Genomic DNA, 19,419 nt, shown 5'->3' with positions numbered 1-19,419 from the left:
TGTTGTTGAGCGTCCTGCGACACAGGCTGCAAAGGCCCTTTCAGGAGAAGGAACACTGAGATGAACAAGATTCTGGTTATCGGCGCTGGTGGCGTCGGCTCTGTCGTGGTCCACAAGATGGCCCAGCTCTCCGAGCTGTTCGGCGACATCACGCTGGCCTCACGCCGCAAGTTCAAATGCGACGAAATCGCAGCCTCCGTTAAGGAACGCACCGGCGTCACCATCAAGACTGCCGAAGTCGATGCCGACGATGTCGAAGCAACCGCGGCCCTCATCGATACTCTTGGCGTTTCGCTGGTGGTCAACGTGGCCCTGCCCTATCAGGACCTCAACATCATGGATGCGTGCCTCAAATCCGGCGTCAACTATCTCGACACGGCCAACTATGAGCCGCGCGACGTTGCAAAATTCGAATATAGCTGGCAGTGGGCCTACCAGCAGCGCTTCGAGGAAGCAGGCCTGATGGCCCTGCTCGGCTCGGGCTTTGATCCCGGCGTGACCAATGTCTACACCGCCCATGCCAAGAAGCATCTGCTTGACCGCATCGAAACCCTCGACATTCTCGACTGCAATGGCGGCGACCATGGCCAGCATTTTGCCACCAACTTCAACCCGGAAATCAACATCCGCGAAGTAACGGCCCCGGTGCATCACTGGGAAAATGGCGAATGGGTGACGACCCCGGCCATGTCCAACAAACAGCCCTATGACTTCCCCGCCGTTGGCGAGAAGAACATGTACCAGATGTACCACGAGGAGCTGGAAAGCATCGTCAAGCATCTGCCCGAGATCAAGCGCGCCCGCTTCTGGATGACCTTTGGCGATGCCTATATCAAACATTTGGAAGTGCTGCAGAATGTCGGCATGACCCGCATTGATCCGGTCATCTATGAGGGCAAGGAAATCATCCCGCTGCAGTTTTTGAAGGCTGTCCTGCCCAACCCCGGCGATCTGGGAAAAACCACCAAAGGCAAGACCTGCATCGGCAACATCATGACCGGTGAGAAAGACGGCAAGGACAAAACCGTCTATGTCTACAACATTTGCGATCATGAAGAATGCTTCGCCGAGGTTGGCTCGCAGGCGGTGTCCTACACCACCGGTGTGCCTGCCATGATCGGTGCAGCCTTGATGCTCAAGGGCGACTGGTCCGGCAAAGGCGTCTTCAACATGGAACAGATGGATCCTGATCCCTTCATGGACATGCTCAACAAGCACGGCCTGCCATGGCAAGCCGTCGATCTCGACAAGCCGCTCGACTTCTAAAAGCGTTTGTTCTGCAAACGCGACATGATGGCACCACACAAAGACCATCGTGAACCAAACACGAAAGCCCCCTTCTCGGGGGCTTCCCAATCTGATTTGCCCCTTTGCGACCCGACCCGGGAGTTGTTCAATGACCGATGCGCCCATCATGGAAACACAGGCAGGGGATGCCGGTGCCTTCAAGGACTTCGACCTTGCCCGCGTTCCCTCCCCCTGCTTTGTCATCGACAAGGCCGCGATCCGGCGCAACCTGTCCATCCTGTCGCAAGTCGGCAAGGACGCAGACGTCAAGGTGCTGTTGGCCCTCAAGGCCTTTTCCTGCTGGTCGCTCGGCGATCTGATCGCTGAGTATCTCGACGGCACCTGCGCCTCGGGCCTGTGGGAGGCAAAGCTGGCGCGCGAGAAATTCGGCGGAGAGCTTGCGACCTATTCCGCTGGCTTCAAGGCCGATGAACTGCCAGAGATCCTTGAGCTGTCCGACCATCTGATCTTCAACAGCCCGGCCCAGCTTGCCCGCTTCGCCCCGCTCATTGAGGCCGCACGCAAATGGGGCTACGCGCCCGATTTCGGCTTGCGCATCAACCCCGAGCATTCCGAAGGCTCGATCCCCAAATATGATCCTTGCGCCGCCGGCTCTCGCCTCGGCACCCCGATCAGTCAACTGACCGATGCGGATATCGACGCCATCTCTGGTCTGCATATGCATACCCTGTGTGAACAGGATTTCCTGCCGCTCAAACGCACCTTCGAGGCAATTGAGGACAAGATTGCGCCTTGGCTGAAAAAACTGAAGTGGCTCAACTTCGGCGGTGGGCACCACATCACCCGCCCCGACTATCAACGCGACGAGCTTGTCGCTTTCCTCAAGACAATCAAGCAGAAATACGACATCGAGATCTACCTCGAGCCGGGTGAGGCGGTCGCGCTTGATGCCGGAATTCTTGTCGGCGAAGTGCTCGATGTGGCCCGCAATGGCGAGGTGGATTTGGCCATCATGGACATCTCGGCCACCTGCCACATGCCCGATGTGATCGAAGCCCCCTACCGTCCGGCCCTGCTTGGCGAACCCGATGACGGAGCCGATCAGAGCAAGGTCTTGCGTCTGGGTGGTCCATCCTGCCTTGCAGGCGACGTCATTGGCGATTATCGCTTTAAAGACACGCCCGAGATCGGCCAGCGCATTGCATTTCTCGATCAAGCCCACTATTCCATGGTCAAGACCAACACCTTCAATGGTGTGAGACTGCCCTCGATTGCCCTTTGGGATTCCGAAAGCGATGAACTAGAGATCATCCGCCGCTTCCCCTACGAAGAGTTTCGCGACAGACTATCCTAGTCTTGCATTCACGCTGCGCCATTCGCACCCATCCAAGCTGAGGCCGATGCCTCGATCCGTCAGAAAGAGACACCCAATGGCCGATTATTCCTATCCCGCCTTTCTTGCCTCCGAGCTGACCGAAACCGAGAGCAATGCGGATACCGCGCTTTTCGAAGTCATCCCCTGCCCGCTTGAAAAAACCGTCTCCTATGGATCTGGCACGGCAGCCGGCCCGTCTGCTCTGCTGGAAGCCAGTCAAGAGCTCGAACGCTATGATGGTCGCGGCTTTCCCCTCGAGCACGGGATCATCACATCCGATCCCATCGATTGCGACCAGACCATCGAAGAAGTGATGCTGGCCCTGCGCCGCAGAACCGCAGAGAGCGTCAAAGCGGGCCGCATCCCGGTCACGCTGGGGGGCGAACACAGCCTGTCCTATGCCGCGATCATGGGCGTGGTCGATGCCTTGCAAAAGCCCATCGGCATTCTGCAGATCGATGCTCATGCGGACCTGCGCAATGCCTATCGGGGCAATCGCCACTCTCACGCATCGGTCATGCATCTATGTGCGGTGGAAGAAAAGCTGCCCCTCATGCAGCTGGGGATTCGCGCTCTATGCATCGAAGAACACGAGGCTCGCGTCAAATCCGAACACATCCACTATATTGACGCGGAAAAGCTCGTCACCAACAATATCACTGAATTCGATTTGCCTGAAGGCTTCCCTGAAGACGTCTATGTAACCTTCGATGTCGATGGCCTCGACCCCTCGATCATGCCCGCCACAGGAACGCCCGTGCCCGGCGGCCTTGCATACTATCAGGCGCTCAGCCTGATCGAAGATGTACTCACCGGACCACGCTGTGTTGGCTTTGACGTGGTCGAACTGGCTCCGATGGCCGATCAATGGGCATGGGATTTCACTGCGGCAAGCCTCACCTATCGCCTCATGGGGCTGGTCGCGGCCAGCCGGGAATAGACAGGACCTCCTCCATGAACACGCAGGACTACCGGATCGTCAGACAAACCCCGCCCCTTGAAGATTTTCTGCGCTTGAGGCGCATCACCGGGCTGACCGTCTACTCCCAGGAAGCGGCCCGCAAGGGCCTCGAAGGGACGATTGTCGCCGCATTGGTGCTCAAGGGAGAGACCGTTGTGGGAATGGGACGACTGGTGGGCGATGGTGGTTGCGTCTTTATCATCGCCGATGTCGCGGTGGATCCGGCCCATCAAGGCAAGGGCCTTGGCAAACGGATCATGGCCGAATTGATGGACTATGTGAACACCGAGCTGGGCTCCAAGGCCTATGTCTCCCTTGTCGCCGATCTGCCCGCAGACAAGCTCTACGCCAGTTTCGGGTTCGAACCGGTTGCCCCCGCGTCCATCGGCATGGCCTATCGCGTGCCGTAAGTGAGCATTGCACCAAGCCTCAACGGCTGACTGTCGATTGTCCAAGAATAGTCGGAAGAAATCTGTTTGAGCTCAACAGCATCGGCAGCTGGAACTGGTGCGCGAGACGCACAGAAAGCCTTATATGTCGGATGAACAACTGAAGCGCCCCACCCAGACACCTAACCAAGGCTAAACTTCGCGCAACCGGACTGAACACATGTCGCGAGAAGATATTTTTGTAAGCGATATGAAAATCGAGAAAAGCGACTTGGACGCTTTTCTTGCAGAAGTCGCTTTGCCAGCGGGCACCGTTTCGGCATCCTTGGCAGCCATTTCGAGGCGCAAGGCCTTGAGGCGTGCGAACTTCTCTCTGACTTTCACCATCCTTTCCTGCTGCTCATCCAAGATATCGTTTTCAGGCTTCTTCTTCGTCTTGAAACGTTGTTCCACCTGAAGTCTTGCATTGAGAGCCACGAAAGGTCCTTTTTCCAGCAAAAGGAATTAAAGCCGCCCTCGCCGGGGAGACTTTACTGCTGAATCAGTCGGCCAACTGCAGATTGACAGCTGCGACTTTACCATTACGGCCAGCTTCAAGTTCGTAAGAAACTTTCTGACCTTCGTCCAGTCCGCTCAGACCAGCGCGTTCAACAGCAGAAATATGGACGAAAGCGTCTTTGCCGCCATCATCAGGAGCGATAAAGCCGTAGCCTTTGGTGGAATTGAAGAATTTTACGGTGCCAACAGTCATGGCAGTACCTCATTTTTAACTTAAATACACGCGCTTCATCAATTGAGCGAGTGGGATTCAGTGTACATTTGTACACCAACAGAACGTTCGCGTAATCAGGGGGGAATGAAGCAAACCGGCAATGCCGGTAGATCAATGGCCTATGATGGCAGAAACGTACACCATTCTTGATGCCTGCAAATTGCAGCGAAATCAAGAAAAAACAAAAAAGAATATAGGGCCTGCATAAAATAGATGCACTCTTTTCGGCAACAACCTCTGATCACATATCAGATCACAGGCATTCCGATGACCTTGAACTCGATCCCGCAGTCTCCGAGTATCTGCTCCGACCGGGTTGTGTCAAAACGGCCCTGAATCCCCTCGTTATGACGCCAGACGACACGGGCAACCTGATGCGCCGCCAGAAACTTCGTGCATTCCTTGCAAGGTGGATGCGTGACATAAACAATGCATCCTTTGGCAGGTTCCTTCATGGCCGCCAGGGCATTCATTTCCGCGTGAACAACGCGATCATATTTCTCCTCGCGACTGTCCCACCAGTCTGGTCGATCTTCCATCGAGCGGGGAAAACCATTGTAGCCCACGGCAGCGAAACTCTTGTCGGGCCGCACGATCACACAGCCCACCTTGGTTGAGGGATCACGACTGCGCATGGCAACCGCTTCGGCGCACTGAAGCACCCATTCGTCAAATCCGGGCCGCGGGGCCATACCATCTCTCCCTTGAAACAAACATCGCATCGAGCTGTTCAATGTCTGTAAGCCAAAACAGGCAATCAAGCAAAGAAATACGCCTCAAACAACCTCACTTGAGACGCGTCATCGAGCGACCGCCATGCCTGCACCGAACGTCAGGCAAACATCCCATGTGCCGTAAAGGCAGAGTGGCGCCCCTCACGTGCCCTCAGAGTGTGGAAGCCAAAGAAAAAAATAAGTAAAAATAAAAATAACAAGGCAACAAGGGAAGGATCACAAAGTCTGGCACCATTTAGGTGTTTGATCCCATGCTTTGATGGTGCACCTTTCTCATTTGAATGGAGGGAAGCACTATGGGCCAAGTTCTACACGGCAGCGCCACGACGACAGAGGCAGTCCGTCGAGCAATACAAAATAGTCAAGAGAGCCTGAGAGTGCTTTCCAAGCGATACGGCATCAATCAGAAAACGGTCGTCAAGTGGAAGACGCGCACCTCACAAGCGGACTTAAGAACCGGACCGAAGGAGCCACGTTCGACTGTGCTTTCGCGGCAAGAAGAAGCGACCATTGTCGCCTTCCGCAGGCATACCTTGTTGCCTCTCGACGACTGCCTTTATGCACTCCAGCCGACAATCCCGCATCTGACGCGCTCTTCACTGCACAGATGCCTACAACGACACGGAGTTTCGCGACTACCGAGTGTCGAAGGCGACAAGCAGCCAAAGAAGCGTTTCAAGAGCTATCCGATCGGCTATTTCCATATCGATATTGCCCAGGTACAGACAGCTGAAGGCAAGCTCTATCTCTTTGTGGCTATTGACCGGACTTCCAAGTATGCCTTCGTTGAACTCTATACCAAGGCAGGAAAGATCGTACATTTGTTTGAGAAAGTTCAGCCCAACCATCAGACGAGTTGGTTTGGCCGGACATCCCACCTGCCGATAATGCTTGCCGAAGTCCGCGTCAAATTCATCTCATGGCACCAGCCCTGACTGCCGCACCAAGGAACGGTTCATATCGATGATGGCACCCAGGCGCTCTTTGAACAGTTCACCGCCCCGTTTGTTGCGCTTTGAAGAAATCATGAATATATGCCAGAAAATGCGTGCTTCAGATCAACTTCCTGGCAGTTTATCATATCCAATTACTCTTGGAAATCTATATCCTTCAATCAGTTAACGGGTTTTCAGCGCGAACTCGATAGATGAAGCTGTAAATCGTCTCAGAGCTTATAGGACGCAAACCCTTCTCGTTACCTGCCTTCAGCCAGTACTCCGAGAGCCGGTACCGAACAAACTGGCCGAGCGTCTCCACGTTGTTCAAGAATGACAAGGCGCTGCCGAAGAAACATATAGCTCCCATCGGCATGGTTCGTTAAATAGCAACCTGAGGGCAACCGGTTAAAGCTCAACTCCCGACTGATCGCGGATTTGGAACGTCCAAGAAAGTGACCGAATCTTTTCAAAATGAAAATCTGTTCTCGTTCGTCGCTCGAAAGATGCGAATAAGCATAACATGGCAACACTCCTGATGGATCCTACAACCGCCTCGACACAATATCGAGGCGGGAGTGTTGCACTTCACGGCGGAATTCAAGAATCACCTTCATGATATCGGTCACCTTCCTACAAAACTCATGAAAGTCCACAGAGAACCGCCATTTCCGCGGTATTTTTTTCGTCGCCCCGCGAGCGGCATTTGTCGCTCTGGGTCCCTTTGCTGACTGGTGCATGGTGGCAAACAGAATTGTCATTACCCGACAGCCCAAAAGCCCGATCTGTTTTCATTGCCTAGCGCAATGACCGCAGCCATTTTGCGAAGATCATTGCGGCCGATGTCTTGGGCTCCATTACTGTCATCGTGTAATGGCCTAAAAGCACCGAAGGACTCTCGGGCAAGGCACACAGCCTGCCCGCCTCAAGATCGTCCGCAATGATAAATTCGGGTGACAAAGCCATTCCCATTCCAGCGATTGCCGCTCTGAGTGCAGCGTCATCAAGATCGAAATATCCGCCATATTGGATCGAGGCCTCTGAGAAGCCGGCCTCTGCCAGCCATGTCTTCCAATCCCAATTGCTGCTCGTACTCTGCAATGCGGGAATGGCTGAAAGCTTGGTCAATTTCGAGCTCGAAGACGCAAGGTCGGGAGACATGTAGGGTCTGGATCTGTCTTCAAACAGAATTTCGGCATCGCCGACCGACGTCCCCTTTACAACGTAATTGATCGAAAAATCGACATGTTGCGGATGCAATGACGCCATCGGACTTTTGGTTTCGATCCTGACTGCAATGTCTGGCCTCAACTGCCTGAAGGCCTTGAGCTGCGGAATAAGCCAGCGCATGGCAAGCGTCGTGGGGGTCGACACGGTGAGGCTCTGGCCTTCCCCCATGGCGGTTTCAATGGCTTGATTGAGAGACCGAAGGCTCGGCACGGCTTGCTGCAGAAACGCTTCTCCGATTTCGGTCAGGCAAATCGAGTTGTTCCGCCTGAAGAAGAGCGACACACCCATTGCCTCTTCAAGCGCCTGGACATGGCGACTGACCGCGCCCGGCGTCACCCCAAGGCTTTCCGCCGCACGCTTGAAGCTATGGTGCTCTGCGACAATGGCAAAGACGCGCACTGCATTTAGTGAAATAGCCTGAGATTTCTGCATTACAAATTATCATTCAAATGGAAAAATACTCGTTTTTTTATAGCAGAAAATAGATCTTTACTATGCAAAAATGTAAGTGAGGACTCCGTGCTTCCAACTCAGACCTATCTTCCTGCCATCCTTTGGATGCTGCTCAGCACGTTTATCTGGACAGTGATTTTTTCCGCTGGAAAGTTTGCCGATGGCTCCATCGGCGTCTTTCAGCTCACCTTCTTACGCTATGTAGGCGGGCTAACGGCCTTGCTGGCGCTGCTGCCTTCTAAAGGAGGGTTTCGCGCGCATATCAGCAGGCAACCCAAAGCGAATATGGCACGGGCACTGTGTGCCTGCGGTGCTGCGATCTCAATCACCTGGGCTTCGGCCAACATGCCACTCATCGACGCCACCGCGATCAGCATGTCCTACGGGATCTTCGGCGTATTGCTTGGAGCCATTGTGCTCAAGGAGACAATTCGCCCAAGCCATTGGACCGCGGTTTCCGTCTCTCTGGCGGGAGTGGCAATCGTCATGGTCAGCAAAGGCGCGTTTCAAGGGCACATAGCGATCGCACCAACTTTCATCGCTGTTTTGAGTGCCATTTTTCTGGCCATTGAGGGTTTACTGATCAGCATCTTGGGGCGCTCCGAAAAAGCTTTCACGGTGATGCTGTATGTCTCATTCTTCGGATGCGGCCTGATGCTCCCGGCAGCTCTTCTGGAATGGACGCAACCAACGCCAGCCACTTTTGTCCTATGTCTAGCGCTTGGCCCGCTCGGCATTCTCGGACAATATTGCACCATACGGGGTTATCGCTCCGCCCCGCTGTCCGTCGTGGCTCCGGTTGACTATTCTTGGCTCTTCTTCTCAGCCCTCTTGGGGCTGGTCGTCTTTAATGAAGTGCCAACGCATGGCACCTGGCTGGGCTGCTTGATCGTCGCACTTGGTGGTGTGCTACTCATCCGATCAGGAAAAGCTGCCTAGATTCCTGCCGTGGTGCCGGCTTACAAAGGCTCGTCTTTAGTCTTCATCGAGGTTGCATAGTCCAGGTTCTGAGGCCGCATATCGTCATAAAGCCACACCATGCGATCGAGAAACCTGAGCTTTGTCAGCCAGACCTCCGGTGACATCTCCATCAGTTTTTCAGACCATTCGGCAATTTTCACGGCGGTATGTGCTCTATGCGTCAAAAAAGGTTGCAAAGGTCAGCGCTAGAAACAAAAAAGCCCACAATTGAGTGTGGGCTTTCCTCGATACGCGGCAGATGTTGCCCCTAGGGGAAAGACTTGCCGGGACAAATATGAACGAATGCTAGAGCGCTAGATCTGGTAACCGTAACGCCCCAATATGTCCGCAGCCATTCCTCGGTCCACGAATCCTCTTTCAACTTCGTCAATCACACCCTGCACAGCACTCTCTGCGCTCTTCATGGTGTCATACTTCGCATCATCCGGCGTCAGCATGATGTAGGAATTGTCGGTGTGACTGTAGACCAGCTTTACATCCTGACCATACTCAGCACGGAGTTTACGTTCCGCATCGACGCTCTTCATCAAGGCTTCCAGCCGCACTCTGTTATCCTCTGCAATGGCATCTTCGGAATTACTCTTTCCGATGGGATTTCCGTTGGACCAACGACCGCGGTTGTAAGAAAAATCCTCATTCATGTAGGCAGACGTAGCCCCATCTGGCCGTGGCCCCAGTGCTTCTGATGCAATCTCGACCATGCGGTACGGTTCGCCCGCCTTGAACATGGGATCTCCTGAGGAAGCCTTTGTTTGTGACTGGGCGTCACCGCCATTTTCAGCAGGGTCTTTCATTTCTGCCATTGCCGCAATCATCGACTGGCTATCGGATGGCGAGGCCGTACGGAGGAGTGAGATACCCTCACGCGCATCGACGCTGTGCCCTGAAACGATAATCTTCAATCCATTGACCGTGACGGATTGCACTGGCGGCTCCGCGGTCTCCTCTTCCTGAAGCGCCAGAAGAGACGCTCGCGTTTGAGCTGTCACTGGCGAAGCTGTATGAACGCCTTCCTTCGGTCTGACAGGGGCCGCCTCTTTTGCCGTAGGCTCGACAATTGATCGCGTCGTTTCTTCTGATCGCGCCGAGACCCCGCTCGCAAAATTGATAGGGATCGTCGTTGGGACCGTGCCAAGAATGGGAAGTTGCATAATGCCACCCTTTCACAAGACTTCTATTCAGAAGAATATTTTGCAAAAAACGTGCCAAAACTCAACGCCAATTAGAAATTGCAAACTATTGGTGCGTCTGGCCATATCTGAATGATCTGTTTTGGACGGCAAACTTGATTGCCAACAATTAATACGCTATGCGTACCAATATGACAGGATACGCAAGAGATGATGTTGCAGCTTTGCTGAAGGCCGTTTTGGCGTTCGGACGCCGACTGCGCTCGGAGCGCACATCGACGCGCGTCACCTCGTCTGCTGCGAGCATGCTCAACACACTATCCGTGCGCGGACCAATGCCCACCCGACAGCTCGCAATTGAAGAGCGCTTACAGCCCCAATCACTGACAAGGATTGTCAAGCGATTGGAAGAGGATGGCCTAATCCGGCGCGACCGCGGTAAGGAAGATCAACGCGAACTGATCATTGCGTTGACCAAAGCAGGCACAAGGGAGCTCGACGCCGACCTCCTGGAGCGACAAAGATGGTTGGAGCAGGTTGTCGCGGATACCTTGAGCGAAGGGGACCGAGCCTTGCTGGGAGACGTGGCACGCCTTCTGCTCAAGCTCGCCTTTCATGATACAGAGGCCAAAGCACAGGAAACAGATATGCCAAGCTGGGTTCAACATGCGATTTTCTGGCACATATATCCGCTCGGATTTGTCGGAGCGCCCAAAGGGATCGACATGATCAACGACATTGATCATCATCTCGATCACATCATAGACTGGCTCGATTATGCAGTTGAACTCGGTGTTTCCGCGCTTCTGCTCGGTCCGATCTTCGCCTCATCCACGCACGGATATGACACGATCGATCACTACCGCATTGACCCGCGCCTTGGCGATGAGGCCGATTTGGACCGACTGGTTGCTGCTGCCAATCAACGTGGTCTGAAGATCGTTCTCGACGGGGTCTTCAACCATGTTGGACGCGGGTTCCCCAAATTCATCGAAGCCGAGGACAAAGGGCCCGAGTCAGAGGCCGCGCGATGGTTCCTTCCTATTGACGGCGATGGCCCAAATGGTACGGCGGCATGGAAAACCTTTGAAGGTCATGAGGGCCTGATCGCACTCAATCATGAGAATGCGGACGTGGCGGACTATGTTCTTGATGTCATGACCCACTGGTTGGACCGCGGTGTATCAGGCTGGCGCCTCGATGCAGCCTATGCGACCCCGACATCCTTTTGGCAAAAGATCCTGCCCGCGGTGCGTCAATCCCATCCCGAGGCCTATGTTTTCGGGGAAGTCATTCACGGAGACTATGTCGAGTTTGTTCAGGAGACCGGCGTTGACGCCGTCACGCAATATGAGCTTTGGAAGGCGATATGGAGTGCGCTCAATGAAAACAACTTCTTCGAGCTCGCCTGGGCCCTTGATCGGAACAACCGGTTCCTTGAACATTTTGCGCCTTTTACATTCGTTGGCAATCACGACGTCACCCGGATTGCGAGCCAGCTAGAAGACGCAAGGCATTTGCCCCATGCCTTGGCCTTGCTCCTTTTGACCGGAGGCACTCCTTGTATCTATTCCGGCGATGAGCAGGGATTCAAAGGCATCAAGGAAGAAAGGGAGGGCGGCGATGACGCGGTCCGCCCGGCATTTCCGGACAATCCAGACGGGTTGCTCGACGATGGATTGCCGCTTTATCGTCTGCATCAGGATCTGATCGGCTTACGGCGCAGAAATCCATGGCTGGTTCGCGCCAGAAGCGAAGCGCTGCATCTGGAAAACCAGCAGATGGTTCTCAAAATAAGCGCTAAGGGCAATCGCCTGATCCTTGCCTTCAACCTTGGAGACGATGACGCCGATCTCCCCGCCGGTGATGCCAGCAGCCTCCTGTTGGGGGATGGGACACTCAATAAGGATAGCAAACAGAGCACAGTTCACCTCAAGGCTCACGGCTGGTGCGTCCTGTCGTCTTGATGGCGCTCAAAATGAACAGCATAAACCGAGCAGATGCTGCTCTATTGGATTTACTCACCCATGCAGCAACTCACGATAGGACAGGTGGACTTCGGGATATTCAACAAGGCCGAGTTGATCTGCAGCACTCTGAACATCCTCTCGTAGGGGGGAAAGCGCGCTTTGATCATCTGTCATGATCGCAATCTCAACAAAGGAACCCAGCCCTTCGATGTGGTCCAATGTTACGTGGAATTTATCGACGAAATAGATGTCTCTGCGCTTTTTGATGTGCCATTTTTCCTCAAAGCCAAGCGACTTCAGCATCGCAAGCGCCTTGTCGAAATCGGGTAAATCCATCGCGATGCATTCGTCCTTGGCTGGCCCCTTCGATATCCAGAGAACCCGGTCCGATGGCTGCATATGCCTCAGGGTGTGAAACTGGTTGTTGGACTCCAGTCGAGCGTCCGCAAGATCCAGAAATACATCGGTCTCGGTGTTTCCGATCGTAAAGGGAATTGCCGCCATGTCTTTGAGGCGTTCAAGCACGGATGGGAGATCATCAACCTGAAACTTCCTTTCCACCTCAAAGCGCCCCTTGAAATGGTCGCCGGGGTCAGCCAGCATTCCTTTTGTTTCGAGACTTGCCGCATTCTGTTGCATGGCACAACTCCATTGACCGTATTCGCAATCGCATTACACACCATTTCGGATAATCGCCGATGGCCGGTTTGTCCATTTTAAAATTCTCTATAGGGCTGTTTTATGTGTTTCTCAGGCTCTTCATTGAGACCTCAATCCGGGAGATTGAGCCTGCAGAGGCCAGTGTGCACGATTTTCCTGTGATTAATGCCTAGGGGATTCAAATTATCAATCTGCGCTCTGAGGCGTGATAGATGCGACCTGATGCAAACGCCTGTCAATATCACAAACACCGATAAACATTGTATTTTCTTGACCGCGCGCGATTGTGCCACACCTGCTTTTGGAGCACTCAACCAAAGTCGGATGTAAAATTCTGCATACCTTTTCATAAATATTGCTTTGTGGGCTCATGTTTCAAAGTCTTACATTTTCCTCCAACACGAGGACGGACAAAAAGCCTTTTGTCCCGTCGAATTCCAAGGGAGGAATATTATGCTCGTCAAGGGTCTTGTCCTTGAACACATTGGTGCGCTCTCCATTCGTGAAATCGAAATCCCAGGCGAAATCGAGCCCGGCCCGAACGACGTTCGGATCAACATCAAATGCGTCGGCATTTGTGGTAGCGACGTTCATTACTACGAGCATGGTCGCATCGGTGACTTCGTCGTCAACGAACCGATGATTCTGGGTCATGAAGCAGCGGGTGTTGTCGATGCTGTGGGCAGCAACGTGACGCATCTCAAACCGGGTGATCGCGTCTGCATGGAGCCGGGCATCCCCGATTTTTCCTCCACCGAAACCCTCAAGGGCATGTACAATCTGGACCCTGCAGTGCGGTTCTGGGCCACTCCTCCCGTTCACGGTTGCCTAATCCCACAGGTTATCCATCCAGCTGCCCTGACCTTCAAACTGCCTGACGAAGTCAGCTATTCCGAAGGGGCTATGGTCGAACCACTTGCCGTTGGCGTCTATGCTGCCGACGTGGCGCGGATCCGTCCCGGTGATGTGGCTGTCGTGACTGGCGCCGGCACAATCGGCCTGCTGGTTGCCTTCTCTGCCATCGCTGCGGGTTGTTCCGAAGTCATTCTCTCTGACGTCTCGGCGGAAAAACTGGCACTCGCCAGCAGCGTGCCGGAAATCACCACCGTTGACGCTCGCTCTGAGAGCCTTGCAGATGTGGTTTCCGCGCGTACAGCCGGACGTGGTGCTGACATATTCTTTGAAGCATCAGGTTCCACCAAGCCGCATGAAACCATGATCGATCTTGTATGCCCCGGCGGGCGCATCGTTCTGGTCGGCATGCCAGCGGAAAAGATTGCACTAGATGTGGTCGCCCTTCAGGTCAAGGAAATCTCCCTTACCGGTACGTTCCGATATGCCAATGTTTGGGACCGTGCGCTGAAATTGTTGGCAAGTGGCAAGATCAATGTCAAACCGATGATTTCGGATACATTTGTCTTCGACGACAGTATCAAGGCGTTTGAACGGGCAGCCGAGCATCGCGCGCAAGACGTGAAGCTCCAGATCTCTCTCTAGTCGATTTGCGAGGTGTGAGCGTCAGCCTGTCCACTTTCGCCGACTGGTTGACGTCACCCCGCGAGTTGGAAACAGAGAAGGAGGCTCAGGTTGCGAAGAAAACCGTTGCGAGAAGTGATACCGGTCCCACTGGACCGGGGTGTGAGGAGCTACAAGCACGGTTACCCAAGCGAGGTGACCATCTGGCACAATCATCCCGAATACGAGTTGCATGCCATCCGGCGCACCAGCGGGCTCTGTTATGTCGGCACTTACAGTGGTCCATTCGAACCAGGCAATCTGGTCATGGCGGGACCCAATCTGCCTCACATGTGGGTTACCGATCGCAGTGGTTATGAAGAAGGAACCGAATTCGGTCATTTCATCCCGGACAGGGACGTGGTTGTACAGTTCAGCGAGGCCTTTGCAAGGGGCTGTGCTGATCTTCTGAGCGATGCGGCCGATCTGACGGAGCTGATGGAGTTGAGCACGGCGGGCATTCTGTTCTCCGATGCTACTTCGGCCCGGGTTGTCCCTCTGATGGACAAGCTGTCCAGCGCAAAGGGATCGTATCGGCTGGGGCTCTTCTTTGAGATCATCGGCCATCTGGCGGCTGACAAGGATCGAAAGATCTTGTCTGTCGAATGGCGAGCAACCCATTGCCAGCATCCAAAGCGGCTGGACAATATTCTGCGAAAGATCGCGGAAAACATAACTCGACCGGACTTCACCTGTTCGGAAATGGCGCGAAGGGAGAAGATGGAGTTGTCCAATTTTTCGCGTTTTTTCGAACGTCACATGAATTGCAGCTGTACGGAGTACATCAATCGTTTGCGGGTTTACAGGGCCTGTCAGTTACTGATCGAAACAGATGTGCGGATCACCGCAATCGCCTACGAAGTCGGTTATGGCACCCTATCCACCTTCAATCGGAACTTTCAACGCTTCATAGAGCTGTCACCAACGGCCTTTCGCGCCCAGTGGCGCGACGGTGACTTTTCGGCGATAGAAACGAAGTCAGCTTGACGGGGGGAATTTAAAAATGTTTGCAGGTATCGATTGCGGCACACAGGGCACCAAGGCGGTTATCATGAACCCCGATGGTGATATCCTCGGTGTCGGCTACGCGCCACACAAGATCATCGAGGACCCGAGCGGAAAACGCGAACAGGATCCGCAATGGTGGGTGGACGCGACCATCATCGCCATGCGCGGCGCGCTTGAGGCCGCCGGAGTATCAGGCGAGGCCATTCTGGGCCTATCGGTTTCAGGTCAGCAGCATGGGTTGGTGCCGCTCGGCAGCGATGGCCGTGTTCTGCGTCCTGCCAAGTTGTGGAACGACATCGAAACAGCACCGGAAAACGCTGACATGATCGCTCGCTTCGGCGGAGCAGCGGCCTATGAAAAGGCCATCGGTCTGGTGCCCTTGACCGGTTACACCCTGTCCAAGGTCCTTTGGCTTCAGAAAAACGAACCTGAAACCTTCGAGCAGCTCGGCTCCATGCTGTTGCCGCACGATTATCTCAATTACTGGCTAACCGGACGTCAGGTCGCGGAATATGGCGATGCATCTGGCACCGCCTATTTTGATATCCGTGAGCGCAAATGGTCCGAAGAGGTTCTGGCGCTGATCGACGGCGGCACTGGCCATTTGGCAAAATGCCTGCCAGAACTCATCGAACCGGACGCAATCGTGGACACGCTGACGAGCGAAGCGGCCTCTGCACTTGGCCTTAGTACTTCATGCGTGGTAGCCGCCGGTGGCGGAGACAACATGATGGGGGCAATTGGCACGGGCAACCTGAGCGAGGGGATTGTAACCCTGTCGATCGGAACCTCGGCGGCCGCCTATTCCCATTCCGATACGCCGGTCACCGATCCCAAGGGTCGCGTTGCTGCATTCTGTTCCTCAGACGGGGCATGGTTGCCATTGGTTTGCATGATGAATGCGGCCGAAGTCTCTTCCATGGCGGCAAGCCTCATCGGGCAGGACGTCAGGGCCATCAATACCGCACTTGCTTCTTGTCCTCCCGGAGCAAACGGCCTGACGGTCCTGCCCTTCCTGAGTGGAGAGCGCACTCCGGATCTTCCCAATGCAACGGGGTCGGTGCTTGGCATAAACAAGATCAACTTCAACCCGGACAATTTCCTGCGCGCCTTCACCGAAGGGGTCACCTTCGGCATGTTGGCCGGTCTGAAGCTCATTCTGTCGGGGCGGTCCTGTCAGGCAATCCACCTGATCGGCGGCGGCGCAAAATCCTCGGAATGGCGCCAGATGATCGCCGATGCCACCGGCGCTCAGGTATTGGTACCCAAATCAGAAGAAGGCGGAGCACTTGGTGCTGCGCTGCAGGCCCAGTGGGCCTGGCTGAAGCAGGCAGGAACACCCGCACCGCTTGCAGACCTGGCCGCCAAGGCCGTGGCACTGGATCCGGCCAAGACAGCCGATCCGATCGCTGAGCGCAAAGGTGCCTATGACGTGGCCTTCGGGCGCTACAGACAGGCTGTGCTCGACACCTATCAAACAGACGTCTTGTGAGGATCGGACCGATGACATCACCACTTCTAAAGATGACCAACATCACCAAACGGTTTGGTGGCGTTCACGCCCTCACGGACGGGAACCTCACCGTTCAGAGAGGTGAAGTGCACGCCCTTTGCGGTGGCAACGGCGCGGGCAAGTCGACCATTCTTGGAATTCTGATGGGTTTTCACAAGCCGGATACGGGCACCATCGAAATCGAAGGCAAAACAGTCCAATTCGACACGCCAATTCAGGCCCTATCCTCTGGCATCGCCATCGTGCAGCAGGAATTGAGCGGTGTGGCTCATCTCACCGTTGCTGAAAACATCTTTCTTGGCTCCGAGCCACGCAAACGAGGCTTCGTCGATTTCGACACACTCAACCGCGACGCAGCAGCCCTGCTCAAGCGCCTCGACTTCGATATCGATCCGCGCGCCATGCTCGGTGATCTGCCCGTTGCCACACAGCAGCTGGTTGAAATCGCCAAGGCCCTGTCGCACGGGGATGCGGACATCCTGATCTTCGACGAGCCGACATCGGCTCTGGGGGACAAGGATACGCAGCGCCTGTTCGAAGTGATCCGCGACCTGACCGCCGCAGGCAAGGGCATCGTCTATGTGACCCACCGCCTGCAGGAAGTCTTCGCCATTGCCACCAGCTATACGGTCTTCAAGGACGGGTCGACCGTGGCAGAAGGCAGCGTCGCTGACATCAACCGTGAGATGCTGATCGAAAGCATGATCGGCGGATCAGTCGATGGCGAGTATCACAAGGAAAATGTGCCGAGCAAGGACACGCTGCTTGAAGTGAAGAACCTCAGCCGCGGCAAGCATTTCAAGGATATTTCCTTTGCATTGAAGTCGGGCGAGATCCTCGGCGTTTATGGCCTTGTCGGCTCGGGTCGTACCGAGATCTTCGACACGATCTATGGGCTGGAGACGGCATCACAGGGCGAAGTCTACAAGAGCGGGCAGGCGTTGGAGCCCGGCAAGGTGGATGCAGCCATTCGCGCAGGGGTAACCTATGTCACAGAAGACCGGGCACGCAGTGGTCTGGTCCTCAAGGCATCGGTCGGCGCCAACCTGTCCCTGTCCAAGCTGCGCTTCATCAATACCCTTGGATTTGTTCGCCCTTCCGAGGAGAAGGAAAGCATCGATACGTCGATCCGCTCGATGAATATCAAGACCCCCTCCCCCGACCAGATAGTCTCCAACCTGTCCGGCGGCAACCAGCAGAAGGTGGTTCTGGGTCGCTGCCTGGCAGTGGATCCCGACGTGCTTTTGCTCGACGAGCCGACCCGCGGGGTCGATGTCGGTGCGAAGAAAGAAATCTACAGGCTGATCTCGACATTTGCAGAGCGGGGCGGAGCCGCGATCTTCGTGTCGTCCGACCTGGAGGAAATGCTGGGCATGTGCGACCGCATCCTCATTTTGCGCAACGGCGAGATCGTTGAAGAACTCGATCAGGCAAACGCAACCCAGAAGGCGCTTTTGATGGCTGCTGTCTAGCCACGCCGACGTCAACCAACCATTCATTGGCACGCCAGAAGAGATTGAACAATGTCCACGACAACCCCATCAAGTCCTTCCAAACCCAGCATCAACTTCAGCCGTTACGGCATCCTGTTCGCCTTCCTCGGTCTGTGTGTCCTGATCAGTGCAATCTGCCAGATCAGGGTCATGCAGGGGGTTTGGCCCGTCAACGTCTTCCTGACCGTCAACAACCTGATGCTGATCATGCACCAGATCTCGGTGAACGGGATTCTCGCCGTCGGCATGACATTCGTCGTCATTTCGGCCGGTATTGACCTCTCGGTCGGTTCGGTCCTTGCCTTCGCAGGCATCGTGGCGGCCTCGTTTGCGACGCGCTCGACCGGCATCACCGCCTGGAGCGGCATCTATTTCGTCGCAATCCCGTTGCTGGCCTCCATGGCAACCGGCGCGCTATGTGGCCTCTTGAATGGTCTGATCGTCAGCCGCTTTCGCATTCAGGCCTTCATCGCCACGCTGGGCATGCTGCTGGCTGCCCGCGGCATGACCATGGCGGTGACCGGAGGCAACCCGATTTCGGCGCTCAGCCCCTCTTTTCGCTGGTTTGGTACCGGGCGGCTCTTCGACGTCATCCCCGTGCCTGTCGTGATCCTGCTGCTGGTTTTTGCCGTGGCATGGGTGATTTTGAACAAAACGATTTTCGGCCGCTATGTCTATGCGGTTGGCGGCAATGAAAAGAGTGCCAGAACCTCCGGTATCAACACCACCGCCATCCTGACATGGGTGTATGTCGTCTCCGGCTTCCTTGCCGGGTTGGCAGGCATCATCCTCACGGCCAAGACCGGCTCGGCGCAAACCGCCGCCGGTACATCCTACGAACTCGACGCCATCGCGGCAGTCGTGATCGGCGGCGCCAGCCTTATGGGCGGTGTCGGACGCCTTACAGGCACGTTCTTCGGCGCCATGATTATCGGCGTCATGAACAACGGCTTGGATATTCTGGGCGTCGAAAGCTACTACCAATTGATTATCAAAGGCGCGTTGATCGTGCTCGCGGTAACCATCGACAGCCGCAGGCAGGGATAAGAGGA

Annotated in this window: 18 protein-coding genes and 1 pseudogene; 12 read left to right on the top strand and 7 right to left on the bottom strand. The window is 55.0% G+C overall.

Annotated features, from left to right (window positions below; all coding sequences use genetic code 11):
* Positions 1–60: 60 nt before the first annotated feature.
* The 4 genes from CPH65_RS06340 to CPH65_RS06325 all read left to right on the top strand — a co-directional run bounded on the left by CPH65_RS06340 (position 61) and on the right by CPH65_RS06325 (position 3,994).
* Entirely contained in the window at positions 61–1,266 is a 1,206-nt protein-coding gene (locus CPH65_RS06340) for a saccharopine dehydrogenase family protein (protein WP_096172687.1), read from the top strand.
* Between the two features lie 130 nt (positions 1,267–1,396).
* Positions 1,397–2,602: a carboxynorspermidine decarboxylase gene (gene nspC / locus CPH65_RS06335; protein WP_197703964.1), complete on the top strand. Its 1,206-nt coding sequence runs from the start codon at positions 1,397–1,399 to the stop codon at positions 2,600–2,602.
* A 76-nt stretch (positions 2,603–2,678) separates the two neighbouring features.
* Positions 2,679–3,563, top strand: coding sequence for an agmatinase (speB, locus tag CPH65_RS06330; protein WP_096172685.1), 885 nt, complete (start codon positions 2,679–2,681; stop codon positions 3,561–3,563).
* A gap of 14 nt (positions 3,564–3,577) precedes the next feature.
* Positions 3,578–3,994 (top strand): GNAT family N-acetyltransferase, encoded by a 417-nt coding sequence (locus CPH65_RS06325; RefSeq protein WP_096172684.1) that lies wholly within the window; start codon positions 3,578–3,580, stop codon positions 3,992–3,994.
* Positions 3,995–4,165: 171 nt separating this feature from the next.
* On the opposite strand, the gene CPH65_RS06320 is transcribed toward CPH65_RS06325, so the two are convergent.
* The 3 genes from CPH65_RS06320 to CPH65_RS06310 form a co-directional block, all read right to left on the bottom strand.
* On the bottom strand, positions 4,166–4,450 hold the full coding sequence (locus CPH65_RS06320; RefSeq protein WP_096172682.1) for a hypothetical protein: 285 nt from the start codon (positions 4,448–4,450) through the stop codon (positions 4,166–4,168).
* A gap of 64 nt (positions 4,451–4,514) precedes the next feature.
* Positions 4,515–4,724: a cold-shock protein gene (locus tag CPH65_RS06315; protein WP_096172681.1), complete on the bottom strand. Its 210-nt coding sequence runs from the start codon at positions 4,722–4,724 to the stop codon at positions 4,515–4,517.
* A gap of 269 nt (positions 4,725–4,993) precedes the next feature.
* The gene (locus tag CPH65_RS06310) at positions 4,994–5,437 is read right to left on the bottom strand and encodes a deaminase (RefSeq protein WP_096172679.1); all 444 of its coding nucleotides are present in this window, start codon (positions 5,435–5,437) and stop codon (positions 4,994–4,996) included.
* Positions 5,438–5,775: 338 nt separating this feature from the next.
* Here CPH65_RS06310 and CPH65_RS06305 point away from each other — a divergent pair.
* Positions 5,776–6,294: pseudogene (locus tag CPH65_RS06305) on the top strand (IS481 family transposase); the annotation flags it as partial.
* A gap of 918 nt (positions 6,295–7,212) precedes the next feature.
* Here CPH65_RS06305 and CPH65_RS06285 read toward each other — a convergent pair.
* Positions 7,213–8,076: a LysR substrate-binding domain-containing protein gene (locus CPH65_RS06285; protein WP_096172675.1), complete on the bottom strand. Its 864-nt coding sequence runs from the start codon at positions 8,074–8,076 to the stop codon at positions 7,213–7,215.
* Between the two features lie 87 nt (positions 8,077–8,163).
* On the opposite strand from CPH65_RS06285, the gene CPH65_RS06280 reads away from it, so the two are divergent.
* On the top strand, positions 8,164–9,036 hold the full coding sequence (locus tag CPH65_RS06280; protein WP_096172674.1) for a DMT family transporter: 873 nt from the start codon (positions 8,164–8,166) through the stop codon (positions 9,034–9,036).
* Positions 9,037–9,056: 20 nt separating this feature from the next.
* Here CPH65_RS06280 and CPH65_RS23775 read toward each other — a convergent pair whose 3' ends face one another.
* Both CPH65_RS23775 and CPH65_RS06275 read right to left on the bottom strand, forming a co-directional pair.
* Complete coding sequence (locus tag CPH65_RS23775) at positions 9,057–9,218, bottom strand: hypothetical protein (protein WP_157747539.1); 162 nt, start codon at positions 9,216–9,218, stop codon at positions 9,057–9,059.
* 153 nt (positions 9,219–9,371) lie between these two features.
* Positions 9,372–10,067 (bottom strand): hypothetical protein, encoded by a 696-nt coding sequence (locus CPH65_RS06275; protein WP_157747538.1) that lies wholly within the window; start codon positions 10,065–10,067, stop codon positions 9,372–9,374.
* A 332-nt stretch (positions 10,068–10,399) separates the two neighbouring features.
* Between CPH65_RS06275 and CPH65_RS06270 the strand changes: the two genes are divergently transcribed.
* Positions 10,400–12,175, top strand: a complete 1,776-nt coding sequence (locus CPH65_RS06270; RefSeq protein WP_172891468.1) for an alpha-amylase family glycosyl hydrolase — start codon at positions 10,400–10,402, stop codon at positions 12,173–12,175.
* A gap of 54 nt (positions 12,176–12,229) precedes the next feature.
* Here CPH65_RS06270 and cyaB read toward each other — a convergent pair whose 3' ends face one another.
* Entirely contained in the window at positions 12,230–12,817 is a 588-nt protein-coding gene (gene cyaB / locus CPH65_RS06265; protein ID WP_096172670.1) for a class IV adenylate cyclase, read from the bottom strand.
* A 474-nt stretch (positions 12,818–13,291) separates the two neighbouring features.
* Here cyaB and CPH65_RS06260 point away from each other — a divergent pair, with 474 nt between their 5' ends.
* The 5 genes from CPH65_RS06260 to CPH65_RS06240 all read left to right on the top strand — a co-directional run bounded on the left by CPH65_RS06260 (position 13,292) and on the right by CPH65_RS06240 (position 19,414).
* Positions 13,292–14,335: an NAD(P)-dependent alcohol dehydrogenase gene (locus CPH65_RS06260; protein WP_096172668.1), complete on the top strand. Its 1,044-nt coding sequence runs from the start codon at positions 13,292–13,294 to the stop codon at positions 14,333–14,335.
* Positions 14,336–14,425: 90 nt separating this feature from the next.
* Positions 14,426–15,340, top strand: a complete 915-nt coding sequence (locus CPH65_RS06255; protein ID WP_096172667.1) for an AraC family transcriptional regulator — start codon at positions 14,426–14,428, stop codon at positions 15,338–15,340.
* A 16-nt stretch (positions 15,341–15,356) separates the two neighbouring features.
* Positions 15,357–16,853 (top strand): xylulokinase, encoded by a 1,497-nt coding sequence (gene xylB, locus CPH65_RS06250; protein ID WP_096172666.1) that lies wholly within the window; start codon positions 15,357–15,359, stop codon positions 16,851–16,853.
* A gap of 11 nt (positions 16,854–16,864) precedes the next feature.
* The gene (locus tag CPH65_RS06245) at positions 16,865–18,346 is read left to right on the top strand and encodes a sugar ABC transporter ATP-binding protein (protein ID WP_096172664.1); all 1,482 of its coding nucleotides are present in this window, start codon (positions 16,865–16,867) and stop codon (positions 18,344–18,346) included.
* Positions 18,347–18,397: 51 nt separating this feature from the next.
* Positions 18,398–19,414 (top strand): ABC transporter permease, encoded by a 1,017-nt coding sequence (locus CPH65_RS06240; RefSeq protein WP_096172663.1) that lies wholly within the window; start codon positions 18,398–18,400, stop codon positions 19,412–19,414.
* Positions 19,415–19,419: the final 5 nt, after the last annotated feature.

The organism is Cohaesibacter sp. ES.047 (assembly GCF_900215505.1).
Classification (GTDB): Bacteria; Pseudomonadota; Alphaproteobacteria; order Rhizobiales; family Cohaesibacteraceae; genus Cohaesibacter.
Note: the sequence above shows the minus strand (reverse complement) of the source record. Positions and strands in the feature narration are given on the sequence as shown.